The organism is Candidatus Competibacteraceae bacterium (genome assembly GCA_016699715.1).
Classification (GTDB): domain Bacteria; phylum Pseudomonadota; class Gammaproteobacteria; order Competibacterales; family Competibacteraceae; genus Competibacter.
In genome coordinates this window covers 2,977,535-3,003,428 of the sequence record CP065007.1, presented here as the reverse complement: position 1 = coordinate 3,003,428, position 25,894 = coordinate 2,977,535, and the positions used below count along the sequence as shown (strand labels likewise).

At 63.5% G+C, this 25,894-nt stretch carries 31 protein-coding genes; 23 read left to right on the top strand and 8 right to left on the bottom strand.

What is annotated here, in order from left to right:
• The first annotated feature begins 2 nt into the window (after positions 1 to 2).
• From IPM89_13535 to IPM89_13510, 6 genes are read left to right on the top strand one after another with little or no spacing between them, the layout of a single operon-like run.
• The gene (locus tag IPM89_13535; protein QQS55935.1) at positions 3 to 566 is read left to right on the top strand and encodes a YqgE/AlgH family protein; all 564 of its coding nucleotides are present in this window, start codon (positions 3 to 5) and stop codon (positions 564 to 566) included.
• Entirely contained in the window at positions 550 to 1,041 is a 492-nt protein-coding gene (gene ruvX / locus IPM89_13530) for a Holliday junction resolvase RuvX (GenBank protein ID QQS53846.1), read from the top strand. Before IPM89_13535 ends, ruvX begins: the two co-directional genes overlap by 17 nt.
• On the top strand, positions 1,017 to 1,517 hold the full coding sequence (pyrR, locus tag IPM89_13525; protein QQS55934.1) for a bifunctional pyr operon transcriptional regulator/uracil phosphoribosyltransferase PyrR: 501 nt from the start codon (positions 1,017 to 1,019) through the stop codon (positions 1,515 to 1,517). Before ruvX ends, pyrR begins: the two co-directional genes overlap by 25 nt.
• A complete protein-coding gene (locus IPM89_13520; GenBank protein ID QQS53845.1) occupies positions 1,514 to 2,494 on the top strand; it encodes an aspartate carbamoyltransferase catalytic subunit in 981 nt (326 codons plus the stop codon). Before pyrR ends, IPM89_13520 begins: the two co-directional genes overlap by 4 nt.
• Positions 2,494 to 3,777, top strand: coding sequence for a dihydroorotase (locus tag IPM89_13515; protein ID QQS53844.1), 1,284 nt, complete (start codon positions 2,494 to 2,496; stop codon positions 3,775 to 3,777). Before IPM89_13520 ends, IPM89_13515 begins: the two co-directional genes overlap by 1 nt.
• Positions 3,778 to 3,779: 2 nt before the next feature.
• Positions 3,780 to 4,289 carry a hypothetical protein gene (locus tag IPM89_13510; GenBank protein QQS53843.1) on the top strand — a complete coding sequence of 170 codons (510 nt, stop codon included), beginning with the start codon at positions 3,780 to 3,782 and terminating at the stop codon, positions 4,287 to 4,289.
• Positions 4,290 to 4,309: 20 nt separating this feature from the next.
• Here IPM89_13510 and IPM89_13505 read toward each other — a convergent pair whose 3' ends face one another.
• On the bottom strand, positions 4,310 to 5,356 hold the full coding sequence (locus IPM89_13505; protein QQS53842.1) for a type IV pilus twitching motility protein PilT: 1,047 nt from the start codon (positions 5,354 to 5,356) through the stop codon (positions 4,310 to 4,312).
• A gap of 139 nt (positions 5,357 to 5,495) precedes the next feature.
• On the opposite strand from IPM89_13505, the gene IPM89_13500 reads away from it, so the two are divergent.
• The 5 genes from IPM89_13500 (at position 5,496) to IPM89_13480 (ending at position 8,487) form a co-directional block, all read left to right on the top strand.
• Positions 5,496 to 6,182, top strand: coding sequence for a YggS family pyridoxal phosphate-dependent enzyme (locus IPM89_13500; protein ID QQS55933.1), 687 nt, complete (start codon positions 5,496 to 5,498; stop codon positions 6,180 to 6,182).
• Positions 6,183 to 6,274: 92 nt separating this feature from the next.
• The gene (locus tag IPM89_13495) at positions 6,275 to 6,661 is read left to right on the top strand and encodes a hypothetical protein (GenBank protein QQS53841.1); all 387 of its coding nucleotides are present in this window, start codon (positions 6,275 to 6,277) and stop codon (positions 6,659 to 6,661) included.
• Between the two features lie 74 nt (positions 6,662 to 6,735).
• Positions 6,736 to 7,641, top strand: a complete 906-nt coding sequence (locus tag IPM89_13490; GenBank protein QQS53840.1) for a pyrroline-5-carboxylate reductase — start codon at positions 6,736 to 6,738, stop codon at positions 7,639 to 7,641.
• Positions 7,642 to 7,694: 53 nt separating this feature from the next.
• Positions 7,695 to 8,192, top strand: a complete 498-nt coding sequence (locus IPM89_13485) for a YggT family protein (GenBank protein QQS55932.1) — start codon at positions 7,695 to 7,697, stop codon at positions 8,190 to 8,192.
• Positions 8,193 to 8,196: 4 nt separating this feature from the next.
• Positions 8,197 to 8,487, top strand: a complete 291-nt coding sequence (locus IPM89_13480) for a YggU family protein (GenBank protein ID QQS53839.1) — start codon at positions 8,197 to 8,199, stop codon at positions 8,485 to 8,487.
• Between the two features lie 76 nt (positions 8,488 to 8,563).
• Here the strand turns inward: IPM89_13480 and IPM89_13475 are convergent, their stop codons facing one another.
• From IPM89_13475 to arsB, 5 genes are all read right to left on the bottom strand, one after another.
• Complete coding sequence (locus IPM89_13475) at positions 8,564 to 8,797, bottom strand: TM0996/MTH895 family glutaredoxin-like protein (GenBank protein ID QQS55931.1); 234 nt, start codon at positions 8,795 to 8,797, stop codon at positions 8,564 to 8,566.
• 18 nt (positions 8,798 to 8,815) lie between these two features.
• Positions 8,816 to 10,198, bottom strand: coding sequence for a permease (locus IPM89_13470; GenBank protein ID QQS53838.1), 1,383 nt, complete (start codon positions 10,196 to 10,198; stop codon positions 8,816 to 8,818).
• A gap of 15 nt (positions 10,199 to 10,213) precedes the next feature.
• A complete protein-coding gene (locus tag IPM89_13465; GenBank protein QQS53837.1) occupies positions 10,214 to 10,597 on the bottom strand; it encodes a metalloregulator ArsR/SmtB family transcription factor in 384 nt (127 codons plus the stop codon).
• 164 nt (positions 10,598 to 10,761) lie between these two features.
• Entirely contained in the window at positions 10,762 to 11,241 is a 480-nt protein-coding gene (locus tag IPM89_13460) for an arsenate reductase ArsC (protein ID QQS53836.1), read from the bottom strand.
• A gap of 75 nt (positions 11,242 to 11,316) precedes the next feature.
• A complete protein-coding gene (arsB, locus tag IPM89_13455; GenBank protein ID QQS55930.1) occupies positions 11,317 to 12,363 on the bottom strand; it encodes an ACR3 family arsenite efflux transporter in 1,047 nt (348 codons plus the stop codon).
• Between the two features lie 301 nt (positions 12,364 to 12,664).
• Between arsB and IPM89_13450 the strand changes: the two genes are divergently transcribed.
• The 12 genes from IPM89_13450 (at position 12,665) to IPM89_13395 (ending at position 22,159) form a co-directional block, all read left to right on the top strand.
• On the top strand, positions 12,665 to 13,021 hold the full coding sequence (locus IPM89_13450; GenBank protein QQS53835.1) for a winged helix-turn-helix transcriptional regulator: 357 nt from the start codon (positions 12,665 to 12,667) through the stop codon (positions 13,019 to 13,021).
• Between the two features lie 271 nt (positions 13,022 to 13,292).
• Positions 13,293 to 14,513 carry a homoserine O-acetyltransferase gene (locus IPM89_13445; GenBank protein QQS53834.1) on the top strand — a complete coding sequence of 407 codons (1,221 nt, stop codon included), beginning with the start codon at positions 13,293 to 13,295 and terminating at the stop codon, positions 14,511 to 14,513.
• Positions 14,503 to 15,096 carry a methionine biosynthesis protein MetW gene (metW, locus tag IPM89_13440; GenBank protein QQS53833.1) on the top strand — a complete coding sequence of 198 codons (594 nt, stop codon included), beginning with the start codon at positions 14,503 to 14,505 and terminating at the stop codon, positions 15,094 to 15,096. Before IPM89_13445 ends, metW begins: the two co-directional genes overlap by 11 nt.
• A 44-nt stretch (positions 15,097 to 15,140) precedes the next feature.
• Positions 15,141 to 15,608: a type II secretion system major pseudopilin GspG gene (gspG, locus tag IPM89_13435; GenBank protein ID QQS53832.1), complete on the top strand. Its 468-nt coding sequence runs from the start codon at positions 15,141 to 15,143 to the stop codon at positions 15,606 to 15,608.
• 27 nt (positions 15,609 to 15,635) lie between these two features.
• The gene (gene gspH / locus IPM89_13430) at positions 15,636 to 16,175 is read left to right on the top strand and encodes a type II secretion system minor pseudopilin GspH (GenBank protein ID QQS53831.1); all 540 of its coding nucleotides are present in this window, start codon (positions 15,636 to 15,638) and stop codon (positions 16,173 to 16,175) included.
• Positions 16,172 to 16,633, top strand: a complete 462-nt coding sequence (gene gspI, locus IPM89_13425; GenBank protein ID QQS53830.1) for a type II secretion system minor pseudopilin GspI — start codon at positions 16,172 to 16,174, stop codon at positions 16,631 to 16,633. Before gspH ends, gspI begins: the two co-directional genes overlap by 4 nt.
• Complete coding sequence (gspJ, locus tag IPM89_13420) at positions 16,630 to 17,256, top strand: type II secretion system minor pseudopilin GspJ (GenBank protein QQS53829.1); 627 nt, start codon at positions 16,630 to 16,632, stop codon at positions 17,254 to 17,256. Before gspI ends, gspJ begins: the two co-directional genes overlap by 4 nt.
• Complete coding sequence (gspK, locus tag IPM89_13415) at positions 17,222 to 18,373, top strand: type II secretion system minor pseudopilin GspK (protein QQS53828.1); 1,152 nt, start codon at positions 17,222 to 17,224, stop codon at positions 18,371 to 18,373. Before gspJ ends, gspK begins: the two co-directional genes overlap by 35 nt.
• A 6-nt stretch (positions 18,374 to 18,379) precedes the next feature.
• A complete protein-coding gene (gene gspL / locus IPM89_13410; GenBank protein ID QQS53827.1) occupies positions 18,380 to 19,576 on the top strand; it encodes a type II secretion system protein GspL in 1,197 nt (398 codons plus the stop codon).
• On the top strand, positions 19,573 to 20,064 hold the full coding sequence (locus IPM89_13405) for a type II secretion system protein M (protein ID QQS53826.1): 492 nt from the start codon (positions 19,573 to 19,575) through the stop codon (positions 20,062 to 20,064). The genes gspL and IPM89_13405 overlap by 4 nt, the downstream gene beginning before the upstream one ends.
• Positions 20,061 to 20,822 carry a type II secretion system protein N gene (locus IPM89_13400; GenBank protein ID QQS53825.1) on the top strand — a complete coding sequence of 254 codons (762 nt, stop codon included), beginning with the start codon at positions 20,061 to 20,063 and terminating at the stop codon, positions 20,820 to 20,822. The genes IPM89_13405 and IPM89_13400 overlap by 4 nt, the downstream gene beginning before the upstream one ends.
• Positions 20,823 to 20,917: 95 nt before the next feature.
• Positions 20,918 to 22,159, top strand: a complete 1,242-nt coding sequence (locus IPM89_13395; GenBank protein ID QQS53824.1) for a lytic transglycosylase domain-containing protein — start codon at positions 20,918 to 20,920, stop codon at positions 22,157 to 22,159.
• Positions 22,160 to 22,229: 70 nt separating this feature from the next.
• Here IPM89_13395 and IPM89_13390 read toward each other — a convergent pair whose 3' ends face one another.
• Complete coding sequence (locus IPM89_13390; protein QQS53823.1) at positions 22,230 to 24,464, bottom strand: hypothetical protein; 2,235 nt, start codon at positions 24,462 to 24,464, stop codon at positions 22,230 to 22,232.
• 236 nt (positions 24,465 to 24,700) lie between these two features.
• Positions 24,701 to 25,813 carry an aspartate-semialdehyde dehydrogenase gene (asd, locus tag IPM89_13385; GenBank protein ID QQS55929.1) on the bottom strand — a complete coding sequence of 371 codons (1,113 nt, stop codon included), beginning with the start codon at positions 25,811 to 25,813 and terminating at the stop codon, positions 24,701 to 24,703.
• Positions 25,814 to 25,894 lie beyond the last annotated feature (81 nt).

Here is a 25,894-nt window from a genome sequence, read left to right as displayed (position 1 = left end):
ATATGACCGAGCCCACCTACCTGAGCAATCAGTTTCTGATCGCCATGCCGACGCTGGCGGATCCGAACTTTTTTCAGACAGTGACTTATCTCAGTGAACACAACGACAGCGGAGCGCTGGGACTGGTCATTAACCGACCGCTGCAACTGACGCTCGGGCAGTTGTTCGAACATCTACAGATCGTCACCGACCGACCCGAGATCGCGGGGCTGCCGGTTTACCACGGCGGCCCGGTCCAGCCGGAGCAGGGTTTCGTCATCCATAGTCCGCTCGGTCAATGGGGCGCCACCCTACGGGTCACCGAGCGGATCGGCATCACCACTTCCCGCGATATCCTGCAGGCGGTGGCGCGTGGCGAAGGCCCGGATCTACTGCTGGTCGCCCTTGGCTATGCCGGCTGGGGGCCGGGACAATTGGAACAGGAAATGGCGGAGAACGCCTGGCTGTCGGGTCCCGCCGATCCCGACATTCTGTTTCGCGCGCCCAGCGACCAACGCTGGCTGGCCGCCGCCGCTCTGCTGGGGATCGATCTGACCCTGCTGTCCGCCGATGCCGGCCACGCCTGATCCGCCGTCGTCGACCACACGCCAATCCCCTCAGGTGGTGTTGGGCTTCGATTTCGGTCGGACTCGCATCGGCGTCGCGACCGGCGTGGTGGTCACCGGCACGGCACGGCCCCTGCGGGTGTTGTCGACGCGCCGGCAGCGCCCCGACTGGGATGCCATCGACCGGCTGCTCGCTGAATGGCGACCGGACCTGCTGGTGGTCGGAGTGCCGCGCCACGCCGACGGTAGCGCCAACGCCATGACGGTGGCCGCGCTGCGCTTTAGCCGCCAGTTGCACGGTCGTTTTCGCCTGCCGGTGGCGACCATCGACGAACGGCTGTCCTCCTGGGAAGCCGAACAGCGCTCTTTCGAGCCGGCCGCCGGCCGTCGGCGCGGTGACGGCGCGGCACTGGACGACTGGGCGGCGGCGCTCATTCTGGAAAGCTGGTTCAACCAACAACGGAGCCTCGCATCGTGCATGACGCCGAATTCCTGATCGAAGTGATGGCGGGGCAACTGCAAGACCTGCTCGCCCGACGCGGCATCGCCGAACCAGCGCTGGTGGGGGTTCACACCGGCGGCGTCTGGGTCGCCGAGCGCCTGCACCAGCGGCTCGGCATCGCCACGCCGCTCGGCCGACTGGATATTTCCTTCTACCGCGACGACTTTAGCCGGATCGGCGTCAACCCGCAGGTCCGCCCCTCGGAACTGCCGTTCGACGTGGACGAGCGTCATGTGGTGCTGATCGACGACGTGCTTTATACCGGTCGTACCGTGCGCGCCGCGCTGAACGAATTGTTCGATTACGGCCGCCCGGCTTCGGTGCTGCTGGCGGTGCTGGCCGACCGCGGCGGCCGGGAATTGCCGGTCGAAGCCAATGTGGTCGGTACCCGGCTGAAGCTGCCGCCCGGCCAGCAGATCCAGCTCGTCGGTCCCGAACCCCTGCAACTGCTGATTCAAACCGTGCCATGAGCGCCGCCAACCTCCAGTTGGACCGCCAGGGCCGGTTGCTGCATTTCCTGACCGTGGAAGGGCTGAGCCGTCGCCATCTGACGGAAATCCTCGACACCGCCGAATCGTTGCGCGGCGTGGCCGAGCGGCGAGTCAAGAAGCTGCCGACCCTGCACGGCAAGACCGTGGTCAACCTGTTCTTCGAGGCCAGCACCCGGACTCGCACCACTTTCGAACTGGCGGCCAAGCGGCTGTCGGCCGACGTGCTGAACCTCAACATCGCCACCTCGGCCACGACCAAGGGCGAAAGCCTGCTCGACACCCTGCGCAACATCGAGGCGATGCAGTGCGACATGTTCGTGGTGCGCCACCCGCAAAGCGGCGCGGCGGAATTCATGGCCCGCCACGTCAAGCCACACATCGCGGTCCTCAACGCCGGCGACGGCTGCCACGCCCATCCCACCCAGGGGATGCTGGATGCGTTCACCATCCGTCGCCACAAACCGGATTTTCCCAGCCTGCAAGTCGCCATCGTCGGCGATATCCTGCACTCGCGGGTGGCCCGTTCCCTGATCCACGCGCTCAACATCCTCGGCGCCGGCGAAGTTCGGGTGATCGCCCCGCGCACCCTGTTGCCGGCCTGGGTGGAGAGCCTGGGCGTGCGGGTCTTCCACAGCCCGCAAGCCGGGCTGCGGGAGGTCGATGTGATCGTCATGCTGCGCCTGCAACGGGAACGGATGGAGCGGGCGCTGCTGCCGACCGAACAGGAGTTTTTCCAGCAGTACGGCTTGACCGAGGAACGGTTGGCGCTGGCCAAACCGGATGCCATCGTCATGCATCCCGGTCCGATCAACCGCGGCGTGGAAATCGACTCGCGGGTGGCGGACGGGCCGCGTTCGGTGATCCTGGAACAAGTTACCAACGGCATCGCCGTGCGCATGGCGGTCATGTCGATCACGCTGGGCAACCACGCCCGACCGCTTGAGGAGGATGCTTGATGCGTATGGCCATCGAGGGCGGCCGAGTGATCGATCCGGCTCACCAGACCGACGCGGTCACCGATCTTTTCATCGCCGATGGCCGCATCGCCGGGTCCGGTCAGCCGCCGGCCGGGTTCGTGCCGGAGCGACGGATCGACGCCCGCGACCGGATCGTCTGCCCCGGTTTGATCGATTTGTGTGCCCGGCCGCGCGAGCCCGGACAGGAGCACAAGGCGACCATCGCCAGCGAAGCCCGCGCCGCCGCTGGCGGCGGCATCACCACCCTGGTCTGTCCGCCCGACACCGATCCGGTAATCGACGAGCCGGCGGTGGTGGAGCTGATCCGACGGCGAGCCAAAGCCGCTGGCCGGGTTCGGGTACTGACGCTAGGCGCGCTGACCCATCGCCTGCACGGTGAGCGACTGGCGGAAATGGCGGCGCTCAAGGAAGCCGGTTGCGTCGGCGTCGGCGACGGTGGTCGCACGGTCGCCAGTAGCCGGGTACTGCGACGGGCGCTGGAATACGCCGCCACCTTCGATCTGACCGTGTTCCTGACCCCGCTCGATCCCGAACTGGGCCATGGTCTGGCTCACGAAGGGCGGGTCGCTACCCGGTTTGGCTTACCCGGCATTCCAGTGGCGGCGGAAACCGGTGTCATCGCCCGCGATCTGGAATTGATCCGCGACCTGGGCGTGCGGGTACATTTCGGTCGGCTGTCCAGCGCCCGGGCGGTGGAACTGGTGGCGCGCGCTCAGGAGGAAGGGTTGTCGGTGACGGCCGACACCGCCGTCCATCATCTGTATCTGAGCGAAATCGATTTGAGCGGTTTTGACAGCCGCTGCCATGTGCTTCCGCCGCTGCGTGGCCTTCGCGATCTGGACGCGCTGCGCACCGGGCTGGCCGAGGGGGTATTGGGCGCGCTCTGCTCCGACCATCAGCCGCACGAGCCGGATGCCAAGCAGGCGCCGTTCGGTGACACCGAACCCGGCATCTCCGGGCTGGACACCCTGCTGGCGTTGAGCCTGCGACTGGCACGGGACGGCATACTGCCGTTGTCGGCACTGCTGGCACGGCTGACCTGGGGACCGGCGCGGATTCTGGGACTGGACAGTGGCCATCTTGGTACCGGCGCACTGGCCGATATCTGCGTTTTCGACCCCGATGCCGAATGGCGGGTGGAAGCGGACGCCTTGCGGAGCCGCGGCCACAATAGCCCGTTTCTGGGTTGGGAACTGCACGGGCAGGTCACGCACACCCTGCTGGAAGGGCAGGTGGTCTACGCGCGTGAGGCGCGAGAGTGAAAATGAAAACGGACGCTTCGCTCGTCAGCATGATCGATCCGCTGGCTTCGGCGCCGGCCGACGAACCGTTCGACCTGGGCACCGCCACGGCGCGCGCCCTGCTATTGGCGGACGAGAGCGGTATCGCCCCCATCGTTGCGCTGGCCCGGACGCTGCGTGGCCGGCAGCCTCGGGTCAAACCGTTCGCGCTGTTCGAACTGATGCCGCCGCTGCCGTTCCGGCCGCAACCGTCGCGGATCATGATTCCTGGGTTGCCCGTGGCCATCATTGCCGCGCTACCGCTGCTGGAGGATTGGAGCATCCCCAGTCGCATCGCCTGTCCGGCTGGAGACCAGCCCGGCTGTTTCGAGGGCACCGCGACGGATCTGGCGCGCGGCTGGCTGGACATTTCGCAGGGCGTGGCCGATGTCACCGTATTTGCCTGTGGCGGCGAAGCGCTACTGGCCACCGCCCAGGTTTTGGCCGACACCTATCGGCTGGCCCGCCAGACGCGCGCCGCTGCGCTACCGTAATTGGCGGAGGGTCGGCTTCCTTAGATTTGCTGTTTGAACGAGGCCTTGTTCTGGGCGTAATTCAAGGCTTCGTCGCGGGCGATCAACCCTTTCTTGACCAGATCCAGCAGACCTTGGTCGAGTGTCTGCATGCCGAAAGCCGCGCCGGTCTGAATCGACGAGTACATCTGCGCCACCTTGTCCTCGCGGATCAGATTGCGGATGGCCGGCACGCCGACCATGATTTCATGGACCGCCATCCGGCCACCGCCTTTCTTCTTGAGCAGCGCCTGCGAGATCACCGCGCGCAGCGATTCGGACAGCATCGAGCGCACCATCGGCTTCTCGCCGGCCGGGAACACGTCGATGATGCGGTCGATGGTCTTGGGCGCCGAACTGGTGTGCAGGGTGCCGAACACCAGATGGCCGGTCTCGGAGGCGGTCAGCGCCAGACTGATGGTTTCCCGATCGCGCATTTCGCCGACCAGGATGATATCGGGGTCTTCGCGCAGCGCCGAACGCAGCGCTTCGCTGAACCCGAGGGTGTCACGGTGCACCTCGCGCTGGTTGATCAGGCAGCGCTGGCTCTGGTGGACGAATTCGATCGGGTCCTCAATGGTCAGGATATGGCCGTACTCGTTCTTGTTGATGTGGTCGATCATCGCCGCCAAGGTGGTGGATTTGCCCGACCCGGTCGGACCGGTCACCAGAACCAGGCCGCGCGGTACGTTGATCAGGTCCCGAAACACCGGCGGACAGCCCAGTTCCTCCAAGCTCATGATCTGGGTGGGAATGGTGCGGAATACACCGGCCGCGCCCCGATCCTGGTTGAAGGCGTTGACGCGGAAGCGGGCCAGCTTGGGAATTTCGAACGAGAAGTCGCATTCCAGGAACTCATCGTAATCCTTGCGCTGCTTGTCGTTCATAATATCGTAGATCAGCCCGTGCACCTGCTTGTGCTCAAGTGGCGGCACATTGATGCGGCGGACATCGCCATCCACCCGGATCATCGGCGGCAAACCCGCCGACAGATGCAGATCCGAAGCCTTATTCTGTACGGAAAAGGTCAACAGTTCGTCAAGGGTCACGATGATCGCTCCTGCCAAGAGATTGTGAGGGATGTTCCGCTGGGATGGTCCCGTTCGGGTCGGTTTCCGCATAGTATTATAGTGTTGATCGTTAGACCTTCTTGGCCGTATGCCAATCCGTCAGGGTAATCCCACCATGATGACCGCCGATTACGCCGCTCGCCTGCATGTCGTGCTGGACCGGATTCGCGCCGCCGAGCAACGCTTCCAGCGCCCACCGGGCGCGGTGCGGCTGCTGGCGGTCAGCAAGACCCAACCGGCGGCGGCCATCGCCGCGCTGGCCGCCGCCGGCCAGCGTGGTTTCGGGGAGAACTTCCTCCAGGAAGCGCTGGATAAAATGACCGAACTGGCCACGCTGGATCTGGAATGGCATTTCATCGGGCCGGTGCAAGCCAATAAGACCCGTGGCATCGCCGAGCATTTCGCCTGGGTCCACAGCGTGGACCGGCTGAAAATCGCCGAGCGACTGAGCGCGCAGCGACCTGAGCACCTGCCGCCGCTGAACGTCTGCCTGCAAGTCAACATCGACCGGGAACCCACCAAACACGGTCTGGACGAAGCAGCGCTGATCGAGGTCGCCCGCGCGGTCGCCACGCTACCGCGTCTGCGCTTGCGAGGCTTGATGGCCATTCCGAGCCCGGCGACGGAGTTTGCCGCCCAACGGCGGCCCTTCTCCCGGCTGCGGGAACTGCGGGAACGACTGGCCGAGGCCGGACTGGTGCTGGATACGCTCTCCGCCGGCATGTCCGACGATCTGGAGGCCGCCATCGCCGAAGGCGCGACACTGGTCCGCATCGGTACCGCGCTGTTCGGCCCCCGCCCTTGAACAACGGCTTTGCAGTATGCTAGCGGTGACCACAACTTCGAGATGCCCGAACAACGATCCCGACAATCGCTTCAAGACCCGAAAAAACGACCATGCCGTCAACTACTCTCCGGTTCTCCGCCCGCGCGCACGGCCGCGTGACCGGCCTATTGCTGCTCGTGCCGTTGCTGCTCGGAACGGACGATTACTTGCACGAGATCGAGGAGGAAGCCAAGCGGCAGGCGGCAAGCCTCGTGATCGACCCATCCCAGCCCGCGCTAGGCACGGCCGCGATCGGCGACACAACCAACCGACTGATGGCGGGTTTGGATCAGGTGGCATTCGAGCGAGTCCTGCGCGAAAACCTGCCGGGAACCTACGCGTTCTACCAACAACTCGGCCCTGACCAACAGAGACTGGTTTACGAGACCTATCGGAACGATAACCGCTTTGCCAGCATCAGCGAACAGGTCGCTCGACTGCTGAGCGGCAAGTACTGAGACGATTCCCGCGCCATCGCGAATCGGCGCCCCAGAGCTTCGGGCGTCACGAACATTCACAATACGAGGTGGAGATGAAAGACATCCCCATAGGCTTCATCGGCGGCGGCAACATGGCCCGCAGCCTGATCGGCGGGCTGCTCGCCAGCGGTGGCGATCCTGATCACATCTGGGTGGCCGAACCCGACGCCGGCCACCGGGAACTGCTGCGCGGCCGCTTCGGTGTCCACACCGGCGCCGACAACCGGGAGATCGCTACCCGGTCGGAGGTGATCGTTCTGGCGGTCAAACCGCAGGTGCTGTGCTCGGTCGCCGAAGAATTGGCCAATATCGTCCAGGCGCGCCAGCCGTTGATGATCTCCATCGCCGCCGGCGTGCGCGAACCGGATATCCGTCGCTGGCTGGGCGGCGAGGCCGCCATCGTCCGCACCATGCCCAACACGCCCGCGCTGGTCGGCAGTGGTGCCACCGCGCTGTTCGCCAACCCCCAGGTGAACGACGAGCAACGCCAACTGGCGGAATCGATCATGCGCTCGGTGGGGCTGACGGTCTGGGTGGAGCAGGAGCGGATGCTGGACGCGGTCACCGCGCTGTCCGGCAGCGGACCCGCCTATTTCTTCCTGCTGATGGAGGCGTTGGAGAAAATCGGCGTTCAATTGGGCCTGGACCCGGAGGTGGCGCGATTGCTGACCCTGCAAACCGCCTTTGGCGCCGCCAAGATGGCGCTGGAAAGCCCCGAGAATCCAGCCGCGCTGCGCGCCCGGGTCACCTCGCCGGGTGGCACCACCGAACGGGCAGTCAGCGTTTTCAAGGACGAAAAACTCGACAACCTGATCGCTCGCTCGCTGGCCGCCTCGCTGGCGATCCTGGAAGCGCCGGAGCTGCTGACCGAGGAACTGGACGCCGTGGTGGCCAAGGCGCTGGAAGCGGCCCGCCACCGCTCCGAAGAACTGGGCAACCTGCTTGGAGGGCAGCCGTGACCGCCACCGTTTTCCTGATCCAGACCGTTTTCGGTTTTTATATCCTGGCGGTGATGTTGCGCTTCCTGCTGCAATGCGTGCGCGCCGACTTCTACAACCCGCTGGTGCAGTTCCTGGTCCGCATCACCAATCCCCCCCTACTGCCATTACGCCGGTTCGTGCCCGGCTATCGGGGGCTGGATCTGGCTTCGGTGGTGCTGGCTTTTGCGCTGCAACTGGTCGAAGTCGTGCTGGTGTCCGCGCTGTTCGGGCGGTCCCTTGACATCGGTGGCGTGCTGCTGGTGACGGTGATGGAATTGCTCAAGCTGCTGATCAACATCTATCTGTGGTGCGTGATCATCCAGGCGGTGCTGAGCTGGGTCAACCCCGATCCCCATCACCCGGCGGCACGGGTGATGGCGCAACTGACCGCGCCGCTGCTGCGCCCGGCCCGCCGGTTGATCCCGCCGGTTTCCGGGGTAGATCTGTCGCCGGTGCTGGTGGTGGTGGCGCTGATTTTCATGAGCCTGCTGCTGCAGGATTTTCTGGGGATGTGGAGCGGGTTGCGCTGAGGCGATGGACGCTGGCGGGTATTGCTGGGAGGGCAACGATCTACTGCTGCGGGTACGGGCACAGCCCCGCGCCAGCCGCGACGAATGGGCGGGATTGCAAAACGACCGCTTTCGGGTCCGCATCACCGCCCCGCCGGTGGACGGGCGGGCCAACATCCACTTGCGCGCCTTTCTGGCCGAGCTGTTCGGGGTGGCAAAAAATCAGGTCACCCTGCTGGCCGGCGAAACCGGCCGCGACAAGCGCTGGCGTATCGCCGCACCCAAGCAGTTACCGCCGGGCGTGACAGGTCCATAAAAATCACGCCCGCCCACGGTTCCGTCGCGACCGGTGTGCGTGGGGCGAATTCACGACCCAGATCGGGCAAGCGGCGTCAGGCGCTCAACAACGTTTTGATCTCCTCGACCGACAACACCTTACCCACGCTCCTGATCTCCCCATCCACCACCAGCGCCGGCGTGCTCATCACCCCGGCGTCGATGATGGCGTTGATGTCGGTCACTTTCTCCAACTCATACTCCAGGCCCAGCGCTTGAGCGGCATCAGTGGCATGTTGGCCGAGCGTCTTGCATTTCGCGCAACCGCTACCGAGAATTTGCAACTTCATCATGATATTAGCTCCTCACTATGGATAGAACATCCCAAACACGACACCGGAGAAGGTCGCCATGACCACCACCAGCGCACAATAAACCAGGGTCTTTTGAGTGCCGAGAATGCCGCGAATGACCAGCATGTTCGGCAAGGACAGTGCCGGTCCGGCCAGCAGCAACGCCAGCGCTGGCCCCTTGCCCATGCCGGCGCCGAGCAGACCTTGCACGATGGGCACCTCGGTCAGGGTGGCGAAATACATGAATGCGCCGACCAGCGCGGCCAGAACATTGGCCGCCAGTGAATTACCGCCCACCGCCGCGCCGACCCATTCCGACGGAATAATGCCTTCATGACCGGGCCGACCCAGCAGGAATCCGGCCAACAGCACTCCGCCCAGCAGCAGCGGCAAGATCAGCTTGGCAAAACTCCAGGTCTGGCTTAGCCATTCCTCACCGTCGCCCGGTTGCATCGCGGCGGCCAGGGTCAAACCGATCAAGCCGGCGCTGAACGCTAGTTCGGGATGTTGCGGAACCAGTATCGACAAGACGGCGACGACGGCGGCGGTTGCGGCCAACGGCGGCCAGCGCCAATGCCAGCGCCAGATCAGCAACCCCGCCAGGCCCAGAGCCGCCAGCGCGGTCAGTGGCCATTTCCAGGCGAAGATCGTGTGCCACGCCGCGCTGTCCTCCACGCTGGCCGGCGCCCAGTTGGCCAACACCAGCACCGCCACCTGCAAGGCAAAAAACACGGCCGTATCGCCCAGCGGCCGGCCCTGATCAGCGCCCGGCGCAAACCCTTTCTGATTCACCGCCCGCGTTTGCTCCTCGCGGCGGTAAATCCAGTGCATGATCAGTCCGATCACCAGCGCGAAACTCACCGCGCCCACCGCTCGCGCCACACCCAGTTCCACGCCAAGAATCTTGGCGGTCAACACGATGGCCAGCACGTTGATCGCCGGGCCGGAATAGAGAAACGCAATGGCTGGCCCCAGTCCCGCGCCACGCCGGTAAATGCCGCCGAACAGCGGCAGCACGGTGCAGGAACACACCGCCAGAATCGAGCCGGACACCGAGGCCACCCCGTAAGCGGCCACCTTGTGCGCGGCGGGGCCGAGATATTTCATCACCGCGTCCTGGCTGATAAAGACCGCGATGGCCCCGGCGATAAAGAACGCCGGGACCAGGCAGAGCATCACATGCTCGCGGGCGTACCAGTTCAGCAGCGCCAGCCCTTCCAGCACGGCGTTATCGAAGCGCGTTGAGCCGACCGGCATGAAAAAGACCAGCAGGAACACGGCGACGATGCCGCCCAGCCATTTCAGTTCGCTTGGGTAGTCCCGCGCCACGGTGCGTAGCCGATTCACTGTGTCGGCGAACGCATTCATTGATGTGGGGGAGGTGGATAGAGTAGCCATGGCGGAATTCCTCATTCAGGCCGCGCAGCGCCGCTGGGGCCGATTGGGCATACTCGCCAGCGCGGCGTGGTCGGTGCAAAACGGCGTTTGCCCGGCCAGCGCTCGCCGGCAGGTCAAGAGAATCTCCCGCATCCAGTCGGGAAGGTCGGGATGCAGGCGGTAGTAAATCCACTGGGCTTCCCGGCGATCGAGAACGAAACCGGCCGTGCGCAACGCCGCCAGATGCCGCGACACCTTGGGTTGGATTTCGCCCAAGGCATGAGCCATTTCGCAAACGCAGACTTCGTCTTCCGCCACCATCAACATCAGGCAGCGTAGCCGCGTGGTATCGGCCAAGGCTTGGAAAAACCGGTGGGCATGAGGCATTAGGCTTGTTAATCCGTATATTCGTATATCCATATATAACAAGATCCAGAATAATTGCAAGCAAATGTCGCTGCTCTTGCGCAAGGTCTGGTGGTACTTCCGGGCGTTTGAATGCGACGAGGGTAAATCGGCGCGATGAAGCCCGCGTCGGGCGGGTTGGCGGACACCGCCCGCGCGGCGAATCTCGGAGAAGGCGATTACGGTGACAGCATACCGATGCGATCCAATTCCACTTTCAGGCGAGCGCGATCATTCCGCAATTCAGTCAGCGGCAGCGCGAAAAAAGCCTCGATACGGGCGCGCAGTATCCGATAGGCTTGCACGAAAGCCGCATCGATCTCCGCGTCGCTGCCGGTGGCGTGGGCCGGGTCGTCCACACCCCAGTGGGTACGCAGCACGGGCCCCAGGTAGGCTGGGCAGGTTTCGCCCGCCGCGCTGGCACAGACGGTGATCACGATGTCGGGCGTGACTGGCAGATCGTCCCAGGATTTGCTGCGGTAACCCTCGGTGGAGATACCCTCGCGCGCCAGCAGGGCCAGCGAACGCGGATGAACCTGGCCGGTCGGGTGGCTCCCGGCGCTCAGCGCCTTCCAGCCCGACGGCGCCAGATGGTTGAAGGTGGCTTCGCCCAGGATCGAGCGGCAGGAATTACCGGTGCAGAGAAATAGAATGTTCATCGAGATTCAACTTTTCAATTTGGGTATTGAGGGAGCCGATGTGGAAAGCATCTTCATGCGAGATCCCATGACAACTTAACGCGCCGCCGCCGGAGCATCGAGTGCTCGTTCGTACCAACCGCGACTGCGATTAACGATGCCGGCCACTACCAGCATCACCGGCACCTCGATCAACACTCCAACCACGGTGGCCAGCGCCGCGCCGGAGTCAAAGCCGAACAAGGCGATCGCCGTCGCCACCGCCAGTTCGAAGAAATTGCTGGCGCCGATCAGCGCCGAGGGACCGGCCACGCAGTGCGGCGATCCAACTTTTCGATTGAGCCAATAAGCCAGTCCCGCGTTGAAGAACACCTGAAACAGGATCGGAATCGCCAGCAGCAGGATCACCACCGGCTGTTTCACGATTTGTTCGCCCTGGAAGCCGAACAGCACGACCAGGGTAGTCAGCAGCGCAATCAACGAGGTTGGAGCAAGTACCTCAAGTAAGCGTTGCAACCCTGTCGCGCCCTGTCGCTTGAGGATGGCGCCGCGCACCACCTGGGCAATCATCAAGGGAATGACGATATACAGCACCACCGACAGCAACAGGGTTTGCCACGGCACGGTGATCGAGGTTAATCCCAGCAGCAGGCCGACGATGGGGCCGAAGGCGAACACCATGATCACGTCATTGAGCGCCACCTGGCTCAGGGTGAAATGCGGCTCGCCACGGGTCAGGTTGCTCCAGACGAAGACCATCGCGGTGCAGGGCGCGGCGGCCAGCAGGATCAATCCGGCGATGTAGGATTCGATTTGCTCGGGCGGCAGCAGCGGCGCGAATAGCCCGCCGACGAACAGCCAGCCCAGCAGCGCCATCGAAAACGGCTTGATCCCCCAGTTGATCAGCAAGGTCACAGCGATGCCTCGCCAGTATTGGCCAACCTCGCGCAGCGCGGCGAAATCGATCTTGACCAGCATCGGAATGATCATCAACCAGATCAGTATCGCCACCGGTAGGTTGACCTGGGCGAGTTCCAACGTGCCGATGATCTGAAACATTCCGGGCAAAAAGTGCCCCAGCACGATGCCGGTCCCGATGCACAGCGCCACCCATAGCGTCAGGTAGCGCTCGAAAAATCCCAGTGGTACGCCTTCCGTCGTTTTAGCGGTCACTTCACAAGCCGCGCTCATGCATGGTTCTCCAGTAAGGTTCGGCCGATTTGGTCTAACCGGATCTTCCGCTTGATCCCGTCTCACGAACGGATGGACCCACTTAAATTTTATATTTCCATAATAATAGAAATTATAAATCGAATCAACGCCACCGAACCGAAGGGCCGTGACCGGAGCACACGCCCTGAATCGGGCCACACGATGCCTTGCCCAAGAAGTGTTTAATTGCGGATCTTGACAGCGCGGCATTTGCTCCCAAGATGACAACATCATGAAAAAATCAGACATATTGGCCGCGCTTGGCGCGCTGGCGCAGGAAACGCGCCTGGATATTTTTCGCTATCTGGTGGAGGTAGGTTCCGCCGGCGCGCCGGCCGGTCAGATTGGCGAGCGTTTCGGTTTGCCGCCGCCAACCCTGTCGTTTCACCTAAAGAGGCTGCAACACGCCGGGTTGATACAAAGAGTCCGGCAAAGCCGTTCGTTGATCTATTCCGCCGATTTCGCCACGATCCAGGCCGTGTTGGGGTATCTGACCGAGAATTGCTGCGCCGGGCATCCTGAAATTTGTGCAATCCCGAGCCGTGAAGAGGAAATGCCCAGGAACAATCCTGCCAATAAACCGTCTTGAAAAACAATTTTTTGCAATCCATGGGCAAGGGTCCAACGCGACGCGGTAAATCAGCCTCCCATGGTGACCCAGCGTCCAACTCCAAACCAGTTCGAGTAGACCCGACACTCGCTTGACCTTTCGGCTCGCCAATATTTTCATGGACACCGCGTTGTTTCCTGGCTGCTTACACACCAACCCTCGTTTGGTTGCCGCTAAACTCCGGGCCGATTAGACTGGATCTTTTCATGACACTATCCGCCAAGGACATTACCGCAACGGTCAGGAGCTTATGCCGCACCACTTTCCCCCGGATTCCGTCGGTCTGGTCACCCCCCAGAGCCTCCAGTTCGAAGAACCGCTGGCCCTGGATTGCGGCCGGTCCCTGGCGGAATACGAACTCGTCTATGAAACCTACGGCACGCTGAACGCCGACCATGGCAACGCCGTGCTGATTTGCCACGCCCTTTCCAGCGACCATCACGCCGCTGGTTGCCACGAGGGCGCCGATCCAAATAAGCCGGGCTGGTGGGACAACTGCATCGGCCCCGGCAAGCCGTTCGATACCCGAGAGTTCTTTGTGGTGTGCTGCAACAACCTGGGCGGCTGCAAGGGTTCCACCGGTCCCACCTCGATCAACCCGGAAAACCACAAACCCTACGGCCCGGATTTTCCCATCGTCACCGTCAAGGATTGGGTGCGCAGCCAGGCGCGCTTGGCCGACCGGCTCGGCATCCAGCGGTGGGCGGCGGTGATCGGCGGCAGCCTGGGCGGAATGCAGGCCATGCAGTGGGCCATCACCTATCCCGACCGGGTGCGGCACACGCTGGTCATCGCCGCCGCGCCGCGGCTGTCGGCGCAGAACATTGCCTTCAACGAAGTAGCGCGTCAGGCGATCGTCTCCGATCCCGACTTCCATCACGGTCACTACTACGAATTCGGGGTGGTGCCGCGTCGCGGATTGATGATTGCCCGGATGCTCGGCCATATTACCTATCTGTCCGACGAAGGCATGCGCGCCAAGTTCGGCCGCGAATTGCGCGAAGGGACGCCCAATTTCAACTTCAATTTCGACACCGAATTCCAGGTGGAAAGCTATCTGCGCCATCAGGGCAAAGCCTTCGTCGATCGCTTCGACGCCAACACCTATCTGCTGATGACCAAGACCCTGGATTATTTCGACCCGGCGGCGGATTTCGATCAGGATCTGTCGGCGGCTTTCCATCGAACGCAGGCGCGCTTCCTGGTGATTTCCTTTACCAGCGACTGGCGATTCGCGCCGGCCCGCTCGCGCGAGATCGTGCGGGCACTGGTCCGGGCCGGTCGCGAGGTCAGCTACAGCGAAATTTCCTCGGAGTCCGGCCATGACGCCTTTCTGATGCCGATCCCGCTGTATCATGAAGCGCTGCGTGGCTACCTGAGTCGGGTCATCCGCGAGCTGAACGGCCGAACCTCCGAACCCGCCCACGCCGCCGTGCCCGCCGCGACCGGGATCAACGCCCATGCGGCCTGAACTGGAACTGATCAGCGAATGGATCCGTCCTGGCGCGCGGGTGCTGGATTTGGGTTGCGGCAACGGTGCGCTGCTGGCCTATCTGCACGAGCGCCGGCAGGTCAGCGGCTACGGCCTGGAAATCGACAGTGCCAACATTGTCAAATGCATTCAGGCGGGGGTGAACGTGATTCATGCCGATCTGGAAGCGGGCCTGGAGGATTTCGGCGATGGCAGCTTCGATTATGTCATCATGACCCAGACCCTGCAGGCCGTCCGGCACACCGAACGGTTGTTGGACGAAATGCTGCGGGTGGGCCGGCAGGGCATCGTGACTTTTCCCAATTTCGGTTTCTGGCGCGGCCGGTTGCAGATCGCCTTGCAGGGCTTGATGCCGGTGGGCAGAACCTTGCCTTATCAGTGGTACGACACGCCCAACGTGCATCTGTTTACCATCCGCGATTTCGAGGCGCTGTGCCGGCGCAAGCACATCGACATCTTGCAGCGCATGGTGCTGGACCACGCCCACCAACCCCGATTGGGATCGCGGCTGTGGCCCAACCTGCTGGGTGAAATCGCCCTGTACCGGTTGGGCCGCGCCTGATGCGCCCGCTAACCAACATCGGGACCGGATTTCGGAGAGACCCCATGCTCGTAACCGCACTCGCAGCCCGCCGCCTCCGGCGGCAAGACCGGCCCGCCCGCCGGCGCGGCTTCACCCTGATCGAAGTCATGGTCGTGGTGGTGATCCTCAGCATCCTGGCCGCCGTGGTGGTGCCTCGTATCATGGACAACCCCGACAAGGCCCGGATGGTCAAGGCGAAGCAGGATATCCGGGTGATCAAGAATCAGCTCGACTTGTACCGGCTGCACAATTTCCGCTATCCGACCACCGAACAGGGGCTGGAAGCGCTGGTGCAAAAGCCGGCCGAGGCGGCGCACTGGCAGGAAGGCGGCTATCTGGACAAGCTGCCCAAGGACCCCTGGGGCAAACCCTATCAATACCTCAGTCCCGGCCAGCACGGCGACCTCGATATCTACTCGCTCGGCGCCGACGGCCAGCCGGGCGGCGAGGGCGTGGACGCCGATATCGGCAACTGGAACCTGGACGAATAGCCGCCTCGCCAGCAACGAGGCGGCGGGATGTCGAGTGTTGCGATGCCAGCCGTGCAAATGACTGTGCCGCCGCGCGGTTTCACCCTGCTCGAAGTCATGGTTGTGATGCTGCTGGTCGGCATCATGACCGGTTTCGCCCTGTTGTCGGTGGGCGGTGGGCCGAGGGAACGGTTGGTGGAGGAAGGGCAACGGTTGGCGGCGCTGGTGGAGCTGCACCAGCAAGAGGCCATCCTGCGCGCTGAGGTGCGCGGCATCCGTTTTACCCGCACCGGTTACGCGATTCTGAGCCTGAACGAACAGGGCGAATGGCAGCCGCCGGTCGCCGCGACCACCCTGGTTCAGCGCGAACTGCCCGAGGACATCGTTCTGGGGCTTTGGGTTGACGATCAGCCGGCGGCACTCGCCGCCACCGACCAGTTGCCGCAGGTGCTGCTGCTGGCCAGCGGCGAAGCCACCGAATTCGTCGCGGTATTCGGTTTCGCCGACACTCAGGGAGCGGATGTGTCCCTGTACCGGGTTGCCGGCGACGCTTTGGGTCGGCTGACGGCGGGCGTGGTGGCGCGATGAAGCGCGCGGCTGGCTTTACCCTGCTGGAAGTGCTGGTGGCGCTGGCGGTATTGGCCATCGCCATGGGCGCGGTCATCGGTGCGACCACCCAGAGCGTCAATACCGTCGGCGTGCTGCGCGATCGAACATTTGCCAGCTGGGTTGCCCTCAATAAGATCAACGAACTGCTGCTCACCCCCACCGCTTGGCCCGATGAAGGCTCGCGCAAGGGCGAGTCCGAACTCGCCAATCGTGTCTGGCGCTGGGAAGCCCGCTTCGACAAGACCGACGATCCCGACATGCGTCGCCTTGAAGTCACGGTGTGGTCCGGCGAAGGCGGACCAACCCTTGGCAAGCTGGTGGCGTTCAAAGGCCGAGCACCGAAAAAGCCCGCGGCGGATCAGACCCAGCCCGAGGGCCAGACTCCCGAGCGAGCGCGTCCCTCGCCCGCGTCGCCAACAGTGGCTACCCCATCATGAAGATCGCAACGCGCGGCTTTACCCTGCTGGAACTGCTGGTCGCCCTGGCGGTGTTCGCCATCATGGCCATTGCCGCCTACAGCGGGTTGCGCAACGTGTTGTTTACCCGAGCCGCCGTGGAAGAGCAAAGCCACCGGCTGGCGGCGGTCCAGTTGGCGGTTTACCGTATGGAACAGGATGTCGAGCAAACCCTGGCGCGCGGTATCCGTGACGAATACGGCGATCCCCAGCCTGCCCTGCATGGCGGCGCATTGGCCAGCGACACGCTGACCCTGACGCGCGCCGGTTGGGATAACCCGCTCGGCCAGTCGCGCGCGACCCTGCAACGGGTCGCCTACCGGCTGCGCGAGGGCCGGCTATGGCGGTTGCACTGGCAGGTCTTGGACCGAGGGGGGTTGGTCGAGCCGCGCGAGACCTTATTGCTGGACCGAGTGCAAGAACTCAAGGTGCGGTTTCTGGATGCGGACGATGCTTGGCAAGACGACTGGCCACCACCCGCCGCCGACAGTGACGACGGTGAAACCGGACGACGCGGTTCCGTCATCTTGCCCCGAGCGGTGGAAGTGAGCCTGACGCTGGAGGACTGGGGTGAAATCACCCGGCTGTTCCCCTTGGCTGGCTGATCCCGGCAACCGTGCCGCGAGCATCGGCCATCAAGCCGGTGTGGCGCTGATCACCGTGCTGCTGATCGTTTTCCTCGCCAGCGTCACCGCGACCAGTCTGGCCACCTTGCAGCAATTGGCGATCCGTCGCAGCACCGTGCTCCAGCACCAGCAGCAGGCTCGGCTGTACACGCTCGGCCTCGAACAGTGGGCGATGGTCATTCTGGCGCGTGACCGCCAGGAGAACAAAATTGACCATCCGGGCGAGGAATGGGCCAACCTTCCGATGATGCTGCCGGTCGAGGGCGGCGAGCTTTCCGGTCGGCTCAGCGACCTGCAAGGCTGTTTCAACCTCAACAACCTGTGGCAACCGGTACCGGGTGGAGCGCCGCCCGACCCCGACGCGAACGATCGGGAGCGCCCCGCCGATGGAGGCGAAGAGCAGGAGACGGAATCGCAAGCGGCGACGGAGGACCCCGCCGCGGAATCGTCATCCGCCAAACCCAAAACGCCCGCCAATCCTGAGCAACCGCAATCCAAACAAGGGCAGATCGACCAACCGCAGGTGCAAGCGCTGCAACGTCTGTTGGAAAGCCTCGAATTGAAACCGGAACTGGCCCAGGCGATCGTCGATTGGATCGATCCCGATCGGGACCCGTTGTTTCCAGACGGGGCCGAGGACAGCGATTACACGGTATTGAATCCAGCGTACCTGGCCGCGAATCAGCCCTTCACCAGCGTTTCGGAATTGCGGCTGGTCAAGGGTGTGGACCGGGAAACTTACGATAAACTAGCCCCCTATGTCTGCGCCCTGCCGCCAGGCACCGCGCTGAACGTCAACACCGCGCCGGCGCCGGTGTTGGCGGCGCTGAGCGACGACGGCGCGGACGCGACCGAGCTGGAGAGCCTGCTGGAAACCCGACCCGACGAGGGTTATGAGAAGGTGGACGATTTCCTGAACGCGGCCAACCTTAGCGTGAACGCGGAGCTGAAAGCCCAGCTCGGTGTCGCCAGCCAGTATTTTCTATTACGGGCCGAGGCGCGAGTGGGCGACGGCCGAGCCATGCTATACAGTATGTTATTCCGCGACGAAAATGGCGTCCGTGTCCTGCGACACGGTTTTGGCAACCAGGATTGAGACGACGTGCCTGCCCCACTCTGTTTTTTCCGCTTCGTTGCCGCCAATGAGGCTGAATGGCTGCATCCCGACGGCGAGGTCCAGCGCGGTTCGTTGGCGGACCTGTCCAGCCAGAGCGACGGCGCGCGCCAGATACTGGTCGCGCCGGGCGAAGCGGTCACTTTGCATCGGTTGGTGCTACCCAGTCGCAAGCGTTCCACTTGGGCTCGGGCCGTGCCGTTTGCCCTGGAAGATTATCTGGTCGAGGATATCGAGACGCTGCATTTCGCGCTGGGCGGCGGGGTGGATAGCGGCTATCTGCCAGTGGCGGTCATCGATCGGACGTTGCTGAGCGCCTGGCTGGAGAGCTGCGAAGCGGCTGGCCTGACGCTGGTCGCTATCGTTCCGGACCCGCTGCTGCTGCCTTGGCAAAGCGACGAGTGGAGTGTGCTGCTGGAAGCGCGACGGGCGTTGGTGCGTACCGGTCGTTGGGAAGGCTTCGCCACCGAGCGCGACAATCTGGCGCTGCTGCTTGCGCAGGCGCTGGCCGAAGCCGGCGAGGCCAAGCCTCAGCGCCTGCGCGTCTGGGGATCTCCCGCAATCGAACTGGCTGAAATCGGGATCGAACTCAGCATCGAACTCAGCCTGGAAGACACGCCAATCGAGCCGCTGGCGCTGTTCGCGTCGGGTTACCAGCCAGCCTCCGTTCTGAACCTGTTGCAGGGTGGTTACAGCCGGCAGGCGCATTGGGGCCGCTGGCTGCGGCCCTGGCGAGCGGCGGCGGCGTTGGCGGGAATGATGCTGTTGGTGCAGATCGCCGCGCAGGTGTACGAACACTGGCGGTTACAACGGGAGCTTACGGCGCTGCGGACCGCGATCGAACGGACCTTCAAGGACGCCTTGCCCGAGGCAACCCGGATCGTCAACCCCAAGATTCAGATGGAAACCCGCCTGCGAGAGCTGGCGCCCAGCGGTGGCGGTGGCTTCCTGACGCTGCTCTACCAAGGCGCACAGCCACTGGCCAATTTTCCGAACGTCGCTTTGCGCGGCCTCGGCTACCGCGACGGGCAATTGGACCTGGCGCTGGAAGGAGGCGATCCGGCGGTGCTGGATCGGCTCCGGCAACAATTCGACCGGCAACCGGGGCTACGCATGGATATGCGCACTACCCAGCGGGAAGGCCAGATGGAGAGCAAGATCACGCTGAAAAGAGCGCCCTCATGAAAACCTGGTGGGAAACCCTGAGCGCTCGCGAGCGCCTGCTGGTCATCGGGGGGCTGGGGCTGACGCTGGCACTGCTGGGCTACGCGCTGGTGTGGGAGCCGTTTCGGACCAGCCATCGTCAGCTCCAGCAGCGCGTCGCCGAGCAGCGCGCCGACCTGATCTGGATGCGGCAGGCCGCGCGGGAGGTCAAGCGTCTGAGCGGCAATGCCAGTACAAGCTCCACCAGCGACGGCCGCTCCCTGCTCACGCTGGTGGATCAGACCGCGCGGGAGGCGGGGCTGGCAAGCGCCCTGAAACGGGTTGCGCCCCAGGGCGAGGACAAGCTGAGCGCCCAACTGGATGAAGTCGAGTTCGACAAGCTGATTCCCTGGCTGGGGTCGCTGGAACGCGAACATCGCATCGTCATCGTCAATCTGAGTGTGGATCGCACTGCCACCGCCGGGCTGGTGAATGCTCGCGTCATCCTGCAGGGAGTCGCCAGGCCATGAAGCGTGTGCTAGGTTACGGCCTGCTGGGTTTGCTGGCGTTTTTGCTGTTTCTGCTGCTGCTGGCTCCGGCCGGTTTGGTAGTCGATTTGCTCGACGAGCGATTGCCCAACCTCGACGTGCGGTCGGTGGACGGGACGCTGACCGAAGGTTCGGCCTTGGGAGTAAACTGGCGTGATACACTGATCAGGCGGCTGAATTGGGACTGGCGGCCGTTCGCCCTTTTGGGGGGATGGCTGGAATTCAGGCTGGACACTGACGATCCTGAAGCTAAACTGACAGGAAACGCTGCGATAGGATGGGGTGGCCGGCTGCGGTTTCGCGATTTCAGCGGCCGGCTGCTGCTGGCCAAGCTGAACAAGTTGGCCGGCCAGTCCAAACTACCACTGCGGGGGGTGGTGGAATTCAGCCTGCGAGAACTGTATCTGAGCGCCGCCGGGCTGCCGCAATCGGCCTATGGCGTGGTTTATTTGTTGAACTTGCGCGCCAGACTCGGCCAACCGCTGAATCTTGGCGATTTCATAGTACAACTGAGCCCGGCCCCGCCGGGAGGCATCCAGGGCGCAATCAAGGACAACAACGCGCCGCTGGAGCTGGAAGGCACATTGAGCGTGTCACCCGACGGCCGCTATCGTTTTAGCGGATCGGCCGCCGTCCGCGATGCCGGCAACCAAGCTTTGCGCCAAGCGCTGAATCTGCTGGGGCCACCCGGCGGTGACGGTCGCTGGAAGCTGGACTTTTCGGGCGTCTTGACCAGGTAGGACTGCCGCTACGGGAGCGGCTTATTCCCTTCAATCCCGCAAGCACACCACCCCCATCACGCGATCGCAAAGAAACAACCAGGGAGAAAACGGCGATGCAATTACGACTGCGCGGATTATTGGCCCTTCTGACACTACTGGTGCTAGCCGCTTGCGCCGCCGGACCGGCGCCGGCGCCGGTCCGGCTTACAGCCAGCGCGAGCGTACCCTCCGATGCGGCGTTTCCAGCCCCACCGGAACTTCAACCGCAGGTTGAGTTCTGGAGCAAAGTCTATGGGGTTTGGGGGCGCAATCAGATTGCCTTGCACGACGACCGCTATATGGATGTCATTTACGGGGTGATTACCTTGCCCGGCTCGGTGGGTGAAGGCCAAACCGCCGAGCAGAAGAGCTTCGCCAAGGAGCACTATGAAACCTTGAAGGAACTGTTGCGCCAGGTGGAGTTCAAGTCGGCGGCCAACATCCCGTTGACACCGACCGAACAAGCATTGGCGAATCATGTCCGCAAGAGCAGTGGCGGACCTGGTGCCATCGTCGGCGCCAGCGAACGGCTGCGCAGCCAGCGCGGCCTGCGCGAGCGATTCAAGCGGGGTCTGGAAATCAGCGGTCGCTACGATGCGACATTCCGCGGCGTGTTCCGCGAGGCCGGATTGCCGGAGGAACTGGCCTATCTGCCACATGTGGAGTCGTCTTTCCAGAATCATGCCGCTTCTTCGGTCGGCGCGGTGGGCATGTGGCAATTTATGCCGGGCACCGCGCGGCAATTCATGATGCTGAACGCGGCCGTGGACGAACGGCGCGATCCCGTGGCATCGGCGCAGGGCGCCTCTCGCTATCTGCGGGATGCCTACGACCGCCTGGGTAGTTGGCCGCTGGCGCTGACTTCGTACAATCACGGCGTCGGTGGCATGCGGCGCGCTCAGCAGGCCTACGGCAACGATATTGGCGCCATCGTGCGGAGCTACTCGGGGTCCAATTTCGGGTTTGCGTCGCGGAATTTCTATGCCGAATTTCTGGCGGCCCGCAATGTTGCCCGTAATCCTCAGCGGTTTTTCCCGGAGGGCGTCAGCTACGAACCTCCCCTCAACCTGGATCGCATCCGGTTGCGGCAATCGGTATCCATGCCAATGCTGGCGAGTTATTACGAAGTAAACTCGTGGGAGTTGATTGATCTGAACAAGGCATGGAAACCCGCGGCGCAAGATGGACGAGTTGCGCTGCCCGCGGGAACCATGGTTTGGTTGCCAGCTGGAACGGTATTACGCCTGACCCAGCGCGGCACCGCCGACCGGGCGCTGGCGCTGGCCGAACCTGTCAGCACCGCTCATCTGCGCTGATAACGTCCAAGTTTTCCCTCATAAAAACCCCTCCGATTGGAGGGGTTTCCGATGGTGCCAGGGACAGACGTCAACCCAATTTCTTGAGCAGTTCTCTTGCTTGTTGCTGTTGGGAGGCGGTGCCCTCTTGCAGTGCCTCCTCCAGCAGGCTGCGTGCTCCCACCTGATCGCCCATATCCAGATAGGCCGTGGCCAAGTCCAGTTTGGTTTCCACGTAATCGGCGGCGGTTTCCCGATTGCCGCCGCCGGGGGTTGACGCGCTGTCAGACACCATCGTGCCGAGATCGAGCGATCCGTCGCCGATCCCCCGCAGGTCCTCGTCCAGCTTCAACGGCTCGACGGACGCGCCGGGTTGCTCCAGTTCCTGGGTGATGTCGGTGAATTCGAATTGCCGGGAGGGTGGCGGCATGGACAGCGGTTCGATCTGAAGAGGGGGTGCCGGTGGAGCCGGCGGTTCGGTCATCGGTTCGAACGTGTCGGGTGCCCGCGGTGGCGGATTGGCTGTTGCGCTCGATTTGGCCGGCCCCAGTTCCAATGGCGGCAAGTCGGTTTTCGGCCGCGCGGTATTTTCCAACCCCAGGTCGCCAAAGTCGAAATCCAAATTGTCCAGCCGCAGCTCGGAAGGAAGGTCTGCCTGGGGAGATTGCGCGGGCACTTTGTCCGACGCCGGTTCCGCCGAGAGGAATGGATTGGCGGCTGTGCGGGTTACCGAAGCCGTGGGAGGCTCGGTATCAGGCAAGCGCGGTGTTTCCAGCTTCTGCGCCGAGGCAGCTTCTTTTCCACTCACCGCCGCGTCTCCTAGTCCGAAATCGATGTCCTTGAGCAGTTCGTCAATTGGTTTGGGAGGCGTTGCCTCAGGTTTGGATGCGGCGGGTTTAGACGCCGCGGGCATGGCTCCAGTCTCAGCTGAGGCCGGGGTCGTCGAACTCGCGACGGCGGGTCTCGGCCGAACGGAACGAGGCTCGCGAATCTGGGTGCGAGTCATCGGTGTGGAAGATTCCGGCGTAGGCTTGGGCTCGTCGATCGCTTCCGGCTGAACCGGTGGTTGCTTCGGTTTGGCGGGGCGCCGCAACAGTGGTAGCAGCACCACCGCGGCCACCGCCAGCACGATCATGGCGATGGCGATCCAGACTATGGGGTTGGCCAGCCAGCTGAATCCGTTTTCCTCCGGTTGCGCGGCCGGCGGTTTGGCGGTCGGTGGCGGCCGGACGGACGCCGGTTCCGGTTGGGCCACGGGAGGTGGGGGTTCCGGCTGCGCGGCCGGTTGCGCCTCGGATGCAGCGTCAATTGGCGTTGGCGACGTCTCTCCCTCCGTTTGCGGGATACTGGCTTGAGGGATGATCTCCCGCAACGGTTCGACCGGCACCGGCAACGGTTGGGGTTCCACGAGCGGCGTCGTCGTCGTGGCAAGCGGCGGTGGTTCCGGCTCCGGTGCCGGCTCCGGTGACGAGACCACCGCTTGCGCGCTCGGCTCGACCAGCCGCGGTGGGATCGGTGTGGTCGGTGGTAGTTGGGTTGGGGTGGATTCGGTGGGTGCCGCCGCAGCCACATCTGGAACGGGTGGGGTGGGTACACCCTGCACACCCAGCGCCTGCGGGGTCGGTACCTTGAGCACCGAACCGGCGCGCAGCGCGTTCGGATTGCCGTTGACGAACGCCCCTGGATTGCCGGCCACCAGGATCGCCATCATTTCCGGCAGCTTGACGGCGGTTGAAGGGCGAACCTGGCTGGCGATTCCCATCAGTGTTTCGCCGGATTTGACCGGCCAGGACCTGGCTCCCTCGAAGCTGACCGGCGGGGCCGGCGGCAACCCCGGAGCCGGCGGCTCAGCGGCGGCGGGTTCGGCCGCAATCGGTGGCGGAACCACGACCGGGGGCGGCGGTGGAGGTGGCAACCGGCGGTCGGCGTACAGTTCCGGATCGAGCTGGACTGGAAATCCCCGCAGCAACCGGCCACGCGGCCACGCCAGTTCCACTAGCAGGGTAAAATTGGGCTCGCGGAGCGGCTCGGTCGAGGTGATCTTGAGAAGGTTCGGGCCGCCGGGCGGCGTCTGAACCGAGAAACGCAGCTTCGATAGAAATTCATATCGCTCGGCTCCCGCCCAGTCGAAATCCTGCTGGCGCGGGATCCGGACGGTCAGGCCGATCAATTCAACGGGGTTGCTGCTGATCAGGGGGATTTCGGCTTCGAAGTTCTGATTGAGCGCCGAACGTACCTCGAGAGGGCCGACACCCAGGGCAAAGGCGCACAGCGGCGCCACCAGCCCGGCCAAAAGGGATAGTCGGATTAATATCCTGGTCGGCATGGACTGTCTCCATTCCGCCGCCGGAGCGTCGCTGTGCCGGCGGGATTGGCTTGGTATTGCCACCGGCGCATTGAGCCAGTGGCCTTCCCGCTTCGAGTGGTCGAAACCTGTCGAAGCTTCCCCTTAAAGATACTCCTTAATGCAGAGGATTTCCGCGATTTGGATGTAGTTTCGAGAAGCGGCGCGGAAAACCCCACCCACCGGCGGGCTGGCGAGTAAATGATCGGCGGGGGAAATTACGCTTCCAGCAAAATGCGCAACATGCGGCGCAACGGTTCGGCGGCGCCCCACAGCAACTGATCGCCGCAGGTGAAAGCACCCAGATATTGGGGCCCCATGTTGAGCTTGCGCAGGCGACCGACCGGCACGGCCAGAGTACCGGTGACGGCGGTGGGAGTCAGCTCGCGCATGGATATCTCGCGCTCGTTCGGTACTATCCGCACCCAGTCGTTAGCGGCGCCGATCATTTCGATCAGTTCGTCCAGAGGTACATCCCGGACCAGTTTGACGGTCAGCGCCTGACTGTGGCAGCGCATCGCCCCAACCCGCGCGCAGATGCCGTCGATAGGGACGGGATGGTCCGCGCGTCCCAGGATTTTGTTGGTTTCGGCCTGCCCCTTCCATTCCTCGCGGCTTTGGCCGTTATCGAGCTGTTTGTCGATCCACGGGATCAGGCTGCCGGCCAGCGGTACGCCAAAGTGGGTGGTTGGAAAATCGCTGGAACGCAGAGTGTCGGCCACGATGCGGTCAATTTCCAGAATCGCCGAGGCCGGCTGCTCCAACCGGTCGATCACGGCGGCATGGATCGCGCCCATCTGCTGGATCAGTTCGCGCATGTTCTGGGCGCCAGCGCCGGAAGCGGCCTGATAGGTCATGACGCTCGCCCACTCCACCAAACCGTGCGCGAACAACCCACCCAGTCCCATTAGCATCAGACTGACCGTGCAGTTGCCGCCGATGTAGTCCTTTGCTTCCCGCGCCAGTGCATCCTCAATCACGTTGCGGTTCACCGGGTCGAGAATGATGACCGCATCATCCTTCATCCGCAGCGCCGAGGCAGCGTCGATCCAGTAGCCTCGCCAGCCGGCGGCGCGCAGTTGCGGATAAATCTCATGGGTGTAATCACCGCCCTGACAGGTGACGATGACATCCAGCGCCTTTAAATCGGCGATGGAGCGGGCATCTTTCAGGACCGGGATATCCCTGCCGATGGCCGGACCTCGGCCACCTACATTGGAAGTCGTGAAAAACACCGGATCGATCAGGGCGAAATCGTTTTCCGCCATCATCCGATCCATCAGCACGGAACCCACCATGCCACGCCAGCCGACCAAACCCACTCGCTTCATCATCGCCATACCCTGAAATAGCTCGATCATCAAAGAGTTGCAAAAAACGGAAATTTTCCGCCCGAACAGGCCGTATCCTCG

Bases quoted from the DNA above. Each gene is read 5' to 3' on its own strand.
- IPM89_13500 (QQS55933.1), top strand. From the start codon at position 5,496: ATGACCGCCGATTACGCCGCTCGCCTGCATGTCGTGCTGGACCGGATT.
- IPM89_13475 (QQS55931.1), bottom strand. From the start codon at position 8,797: ATGAAGTTGCAAATTCTCGGTAGCGGTTGCGCGAAATGCAAGACGCTC.
- IPM89_13460 (QQS53836.1), bottom strand. From the start codon at position 11,241: ATGAACATTCTATTTCTCTGCACCGGTAATTCCTGCCGCTCGATCCTG.
- IPM89_13535 (QQS55935.1), top strand. From the start codon at position 3: ATGACCGAGCCCACCTACCTGAGCAATCAGTTTCTGATCGCCATGCCG.
- gspG (QQS53832.1), top strand. From the start codon at position 15,141: ATGCTCGTAACCGCACTCGCAGCCCGCCGCCTCCGGCGGCAAGACCGG.
- IPM89_13520 (QQS53845.1), top strand. From the start codon at position 1,514: ATGAGCGCCGCCAACCTCCAGTTGGACCGCCAGGGCCGGTTGCTGCAT.
- gspJ (QQS53829.1), top strand. From the start codon at position 16,630: ATGAAGATCGCAACGCGCGGCTTTACCCTGCTGGAACTGCTGGTCGCC.
- IPM89_13510 (QQS53843.1), top strand. From the start codon at position 3,780: ATGAAAACGGACGCTTCGCTCGTCAGCATGATCGATCCGCTGGCTTCG.
- IPM89_13450 (QQS53835.1), top strand. From the start codon at position 12,665: ATGAAAAAATCAGACATATTGGCCGCGCTTGGCGCGCTGGCGCAGGAA.
- ruvX (QQS53846.1), top strand. From the start codon at position 550: ATGCCGGCCACGCCTGATCCGCCGTCGTCGACCACACGCCAATCCCCT.
- IPM89_13400 (QQS53825.1), top strand. From the start codon at position 20,061: ATGAAGCGTGTGCTAGGTTACGGCCTGCTGGGTTTGCTGGCGTTTTTG.
- IPM89_13470 (QQS53838.1), bottom strand. From the start codon at position 10,198: ATGGCTACTCTATCCACCTCCCCCACATCAATGAATGCGTTCGCCGAC.
- IPM89_13390 (QQS53823.1), bottom strand. From the start codon at position 24,464: ATGCCGACCAGGATATTAATCCGACTATCCCTTTTGGCCGGGCTGGTG.
- IPM89_13515 (QQS53844.1), top strand. From the start codon at position 2,494: ATGCGTATGGCCATCGAGGGCGGCCGAGTGATCGATCCGGCTCACCAG.
- gspH (QQS53831.1), top strand. From the start codon at position 15,636: ATGTCGAGTGTTGCGATGCCAGCCGTGCAAATGACTGTGCCGCCGCGC.
- IPM89_13445 (QQS53834.1), top strand. From the start codon at position 13,293: ATGCCGCACCACTTTCCCCCGGATTCCGTCGGTCTGGTCACCCCCCAG.
- IPM89_13495 (QQS53841.1), top strand. From the start codon at position 6,275: ATGCCGTCAACTACTCTCCGGTTCTCCGCCCGCGCGCACGGCCGCGTG.
- IPM89_13395 (QQS53824.1), top strand. From the start codon at position 20,918: ATGCAATTACGACTGCGCGGATTATTGGCCCTTCTGACACTACTGGTG.
- IPM89_13465 (QQS53837.1), bottom strand. From the start codon at position 10,597: ATGGATATACGAATATACGGATTAACAAGCCTAATGCCTCATGCCCAC.
- IPM89_13485 (QQS55932.1), top strand. From the start codon at position 7,695: ATGTTGCGCTTCCTGCTGCAATGCGTGCGCGCCGACTTCTACAACCCG.
- gspI (QQS53830.1), top strand. From the start codon at position 16,172: ATGAAGCGCGCGGCTGGCTTTACCCTGCTGGAAGTGCTGGTGGCGCTG.
- metW (QQS53833.1), top strand. From the start codon at position 14,503: ATGCGGCCTGAACTGGAACTGATCAGCGAATGGATCCGTCCTGGCGCG.
- IPM89_13405 (QQS53826.1), top strand. From the start codon at position 19,573: ATGAAAACCTGGTGGGAAACCCTGAGCGCTCGCGAGCGCCTGCTGGTC.
- asd (QQS55929.1), bottom strand. From the start codon at position 25,813: ATGAAGCGAGTGGGTTTGGTCGGCTGGCGTGGCATGGTGGGTTCCGTG.
- IPM89_13480 (QQS53839.1), top strand. From the start codon at position 8,197: ATGGACGCTGGCGGGTATTGCTGGGAGGGCAACGATCTACTGCTGCGG.
- IPM89_13490 (QQS53840.1), top strand. From the start codon at position 6,736: ATGAAAGACATCCCCATAGGCTTCATCGGCGGCGGCAACATGGCCCGC.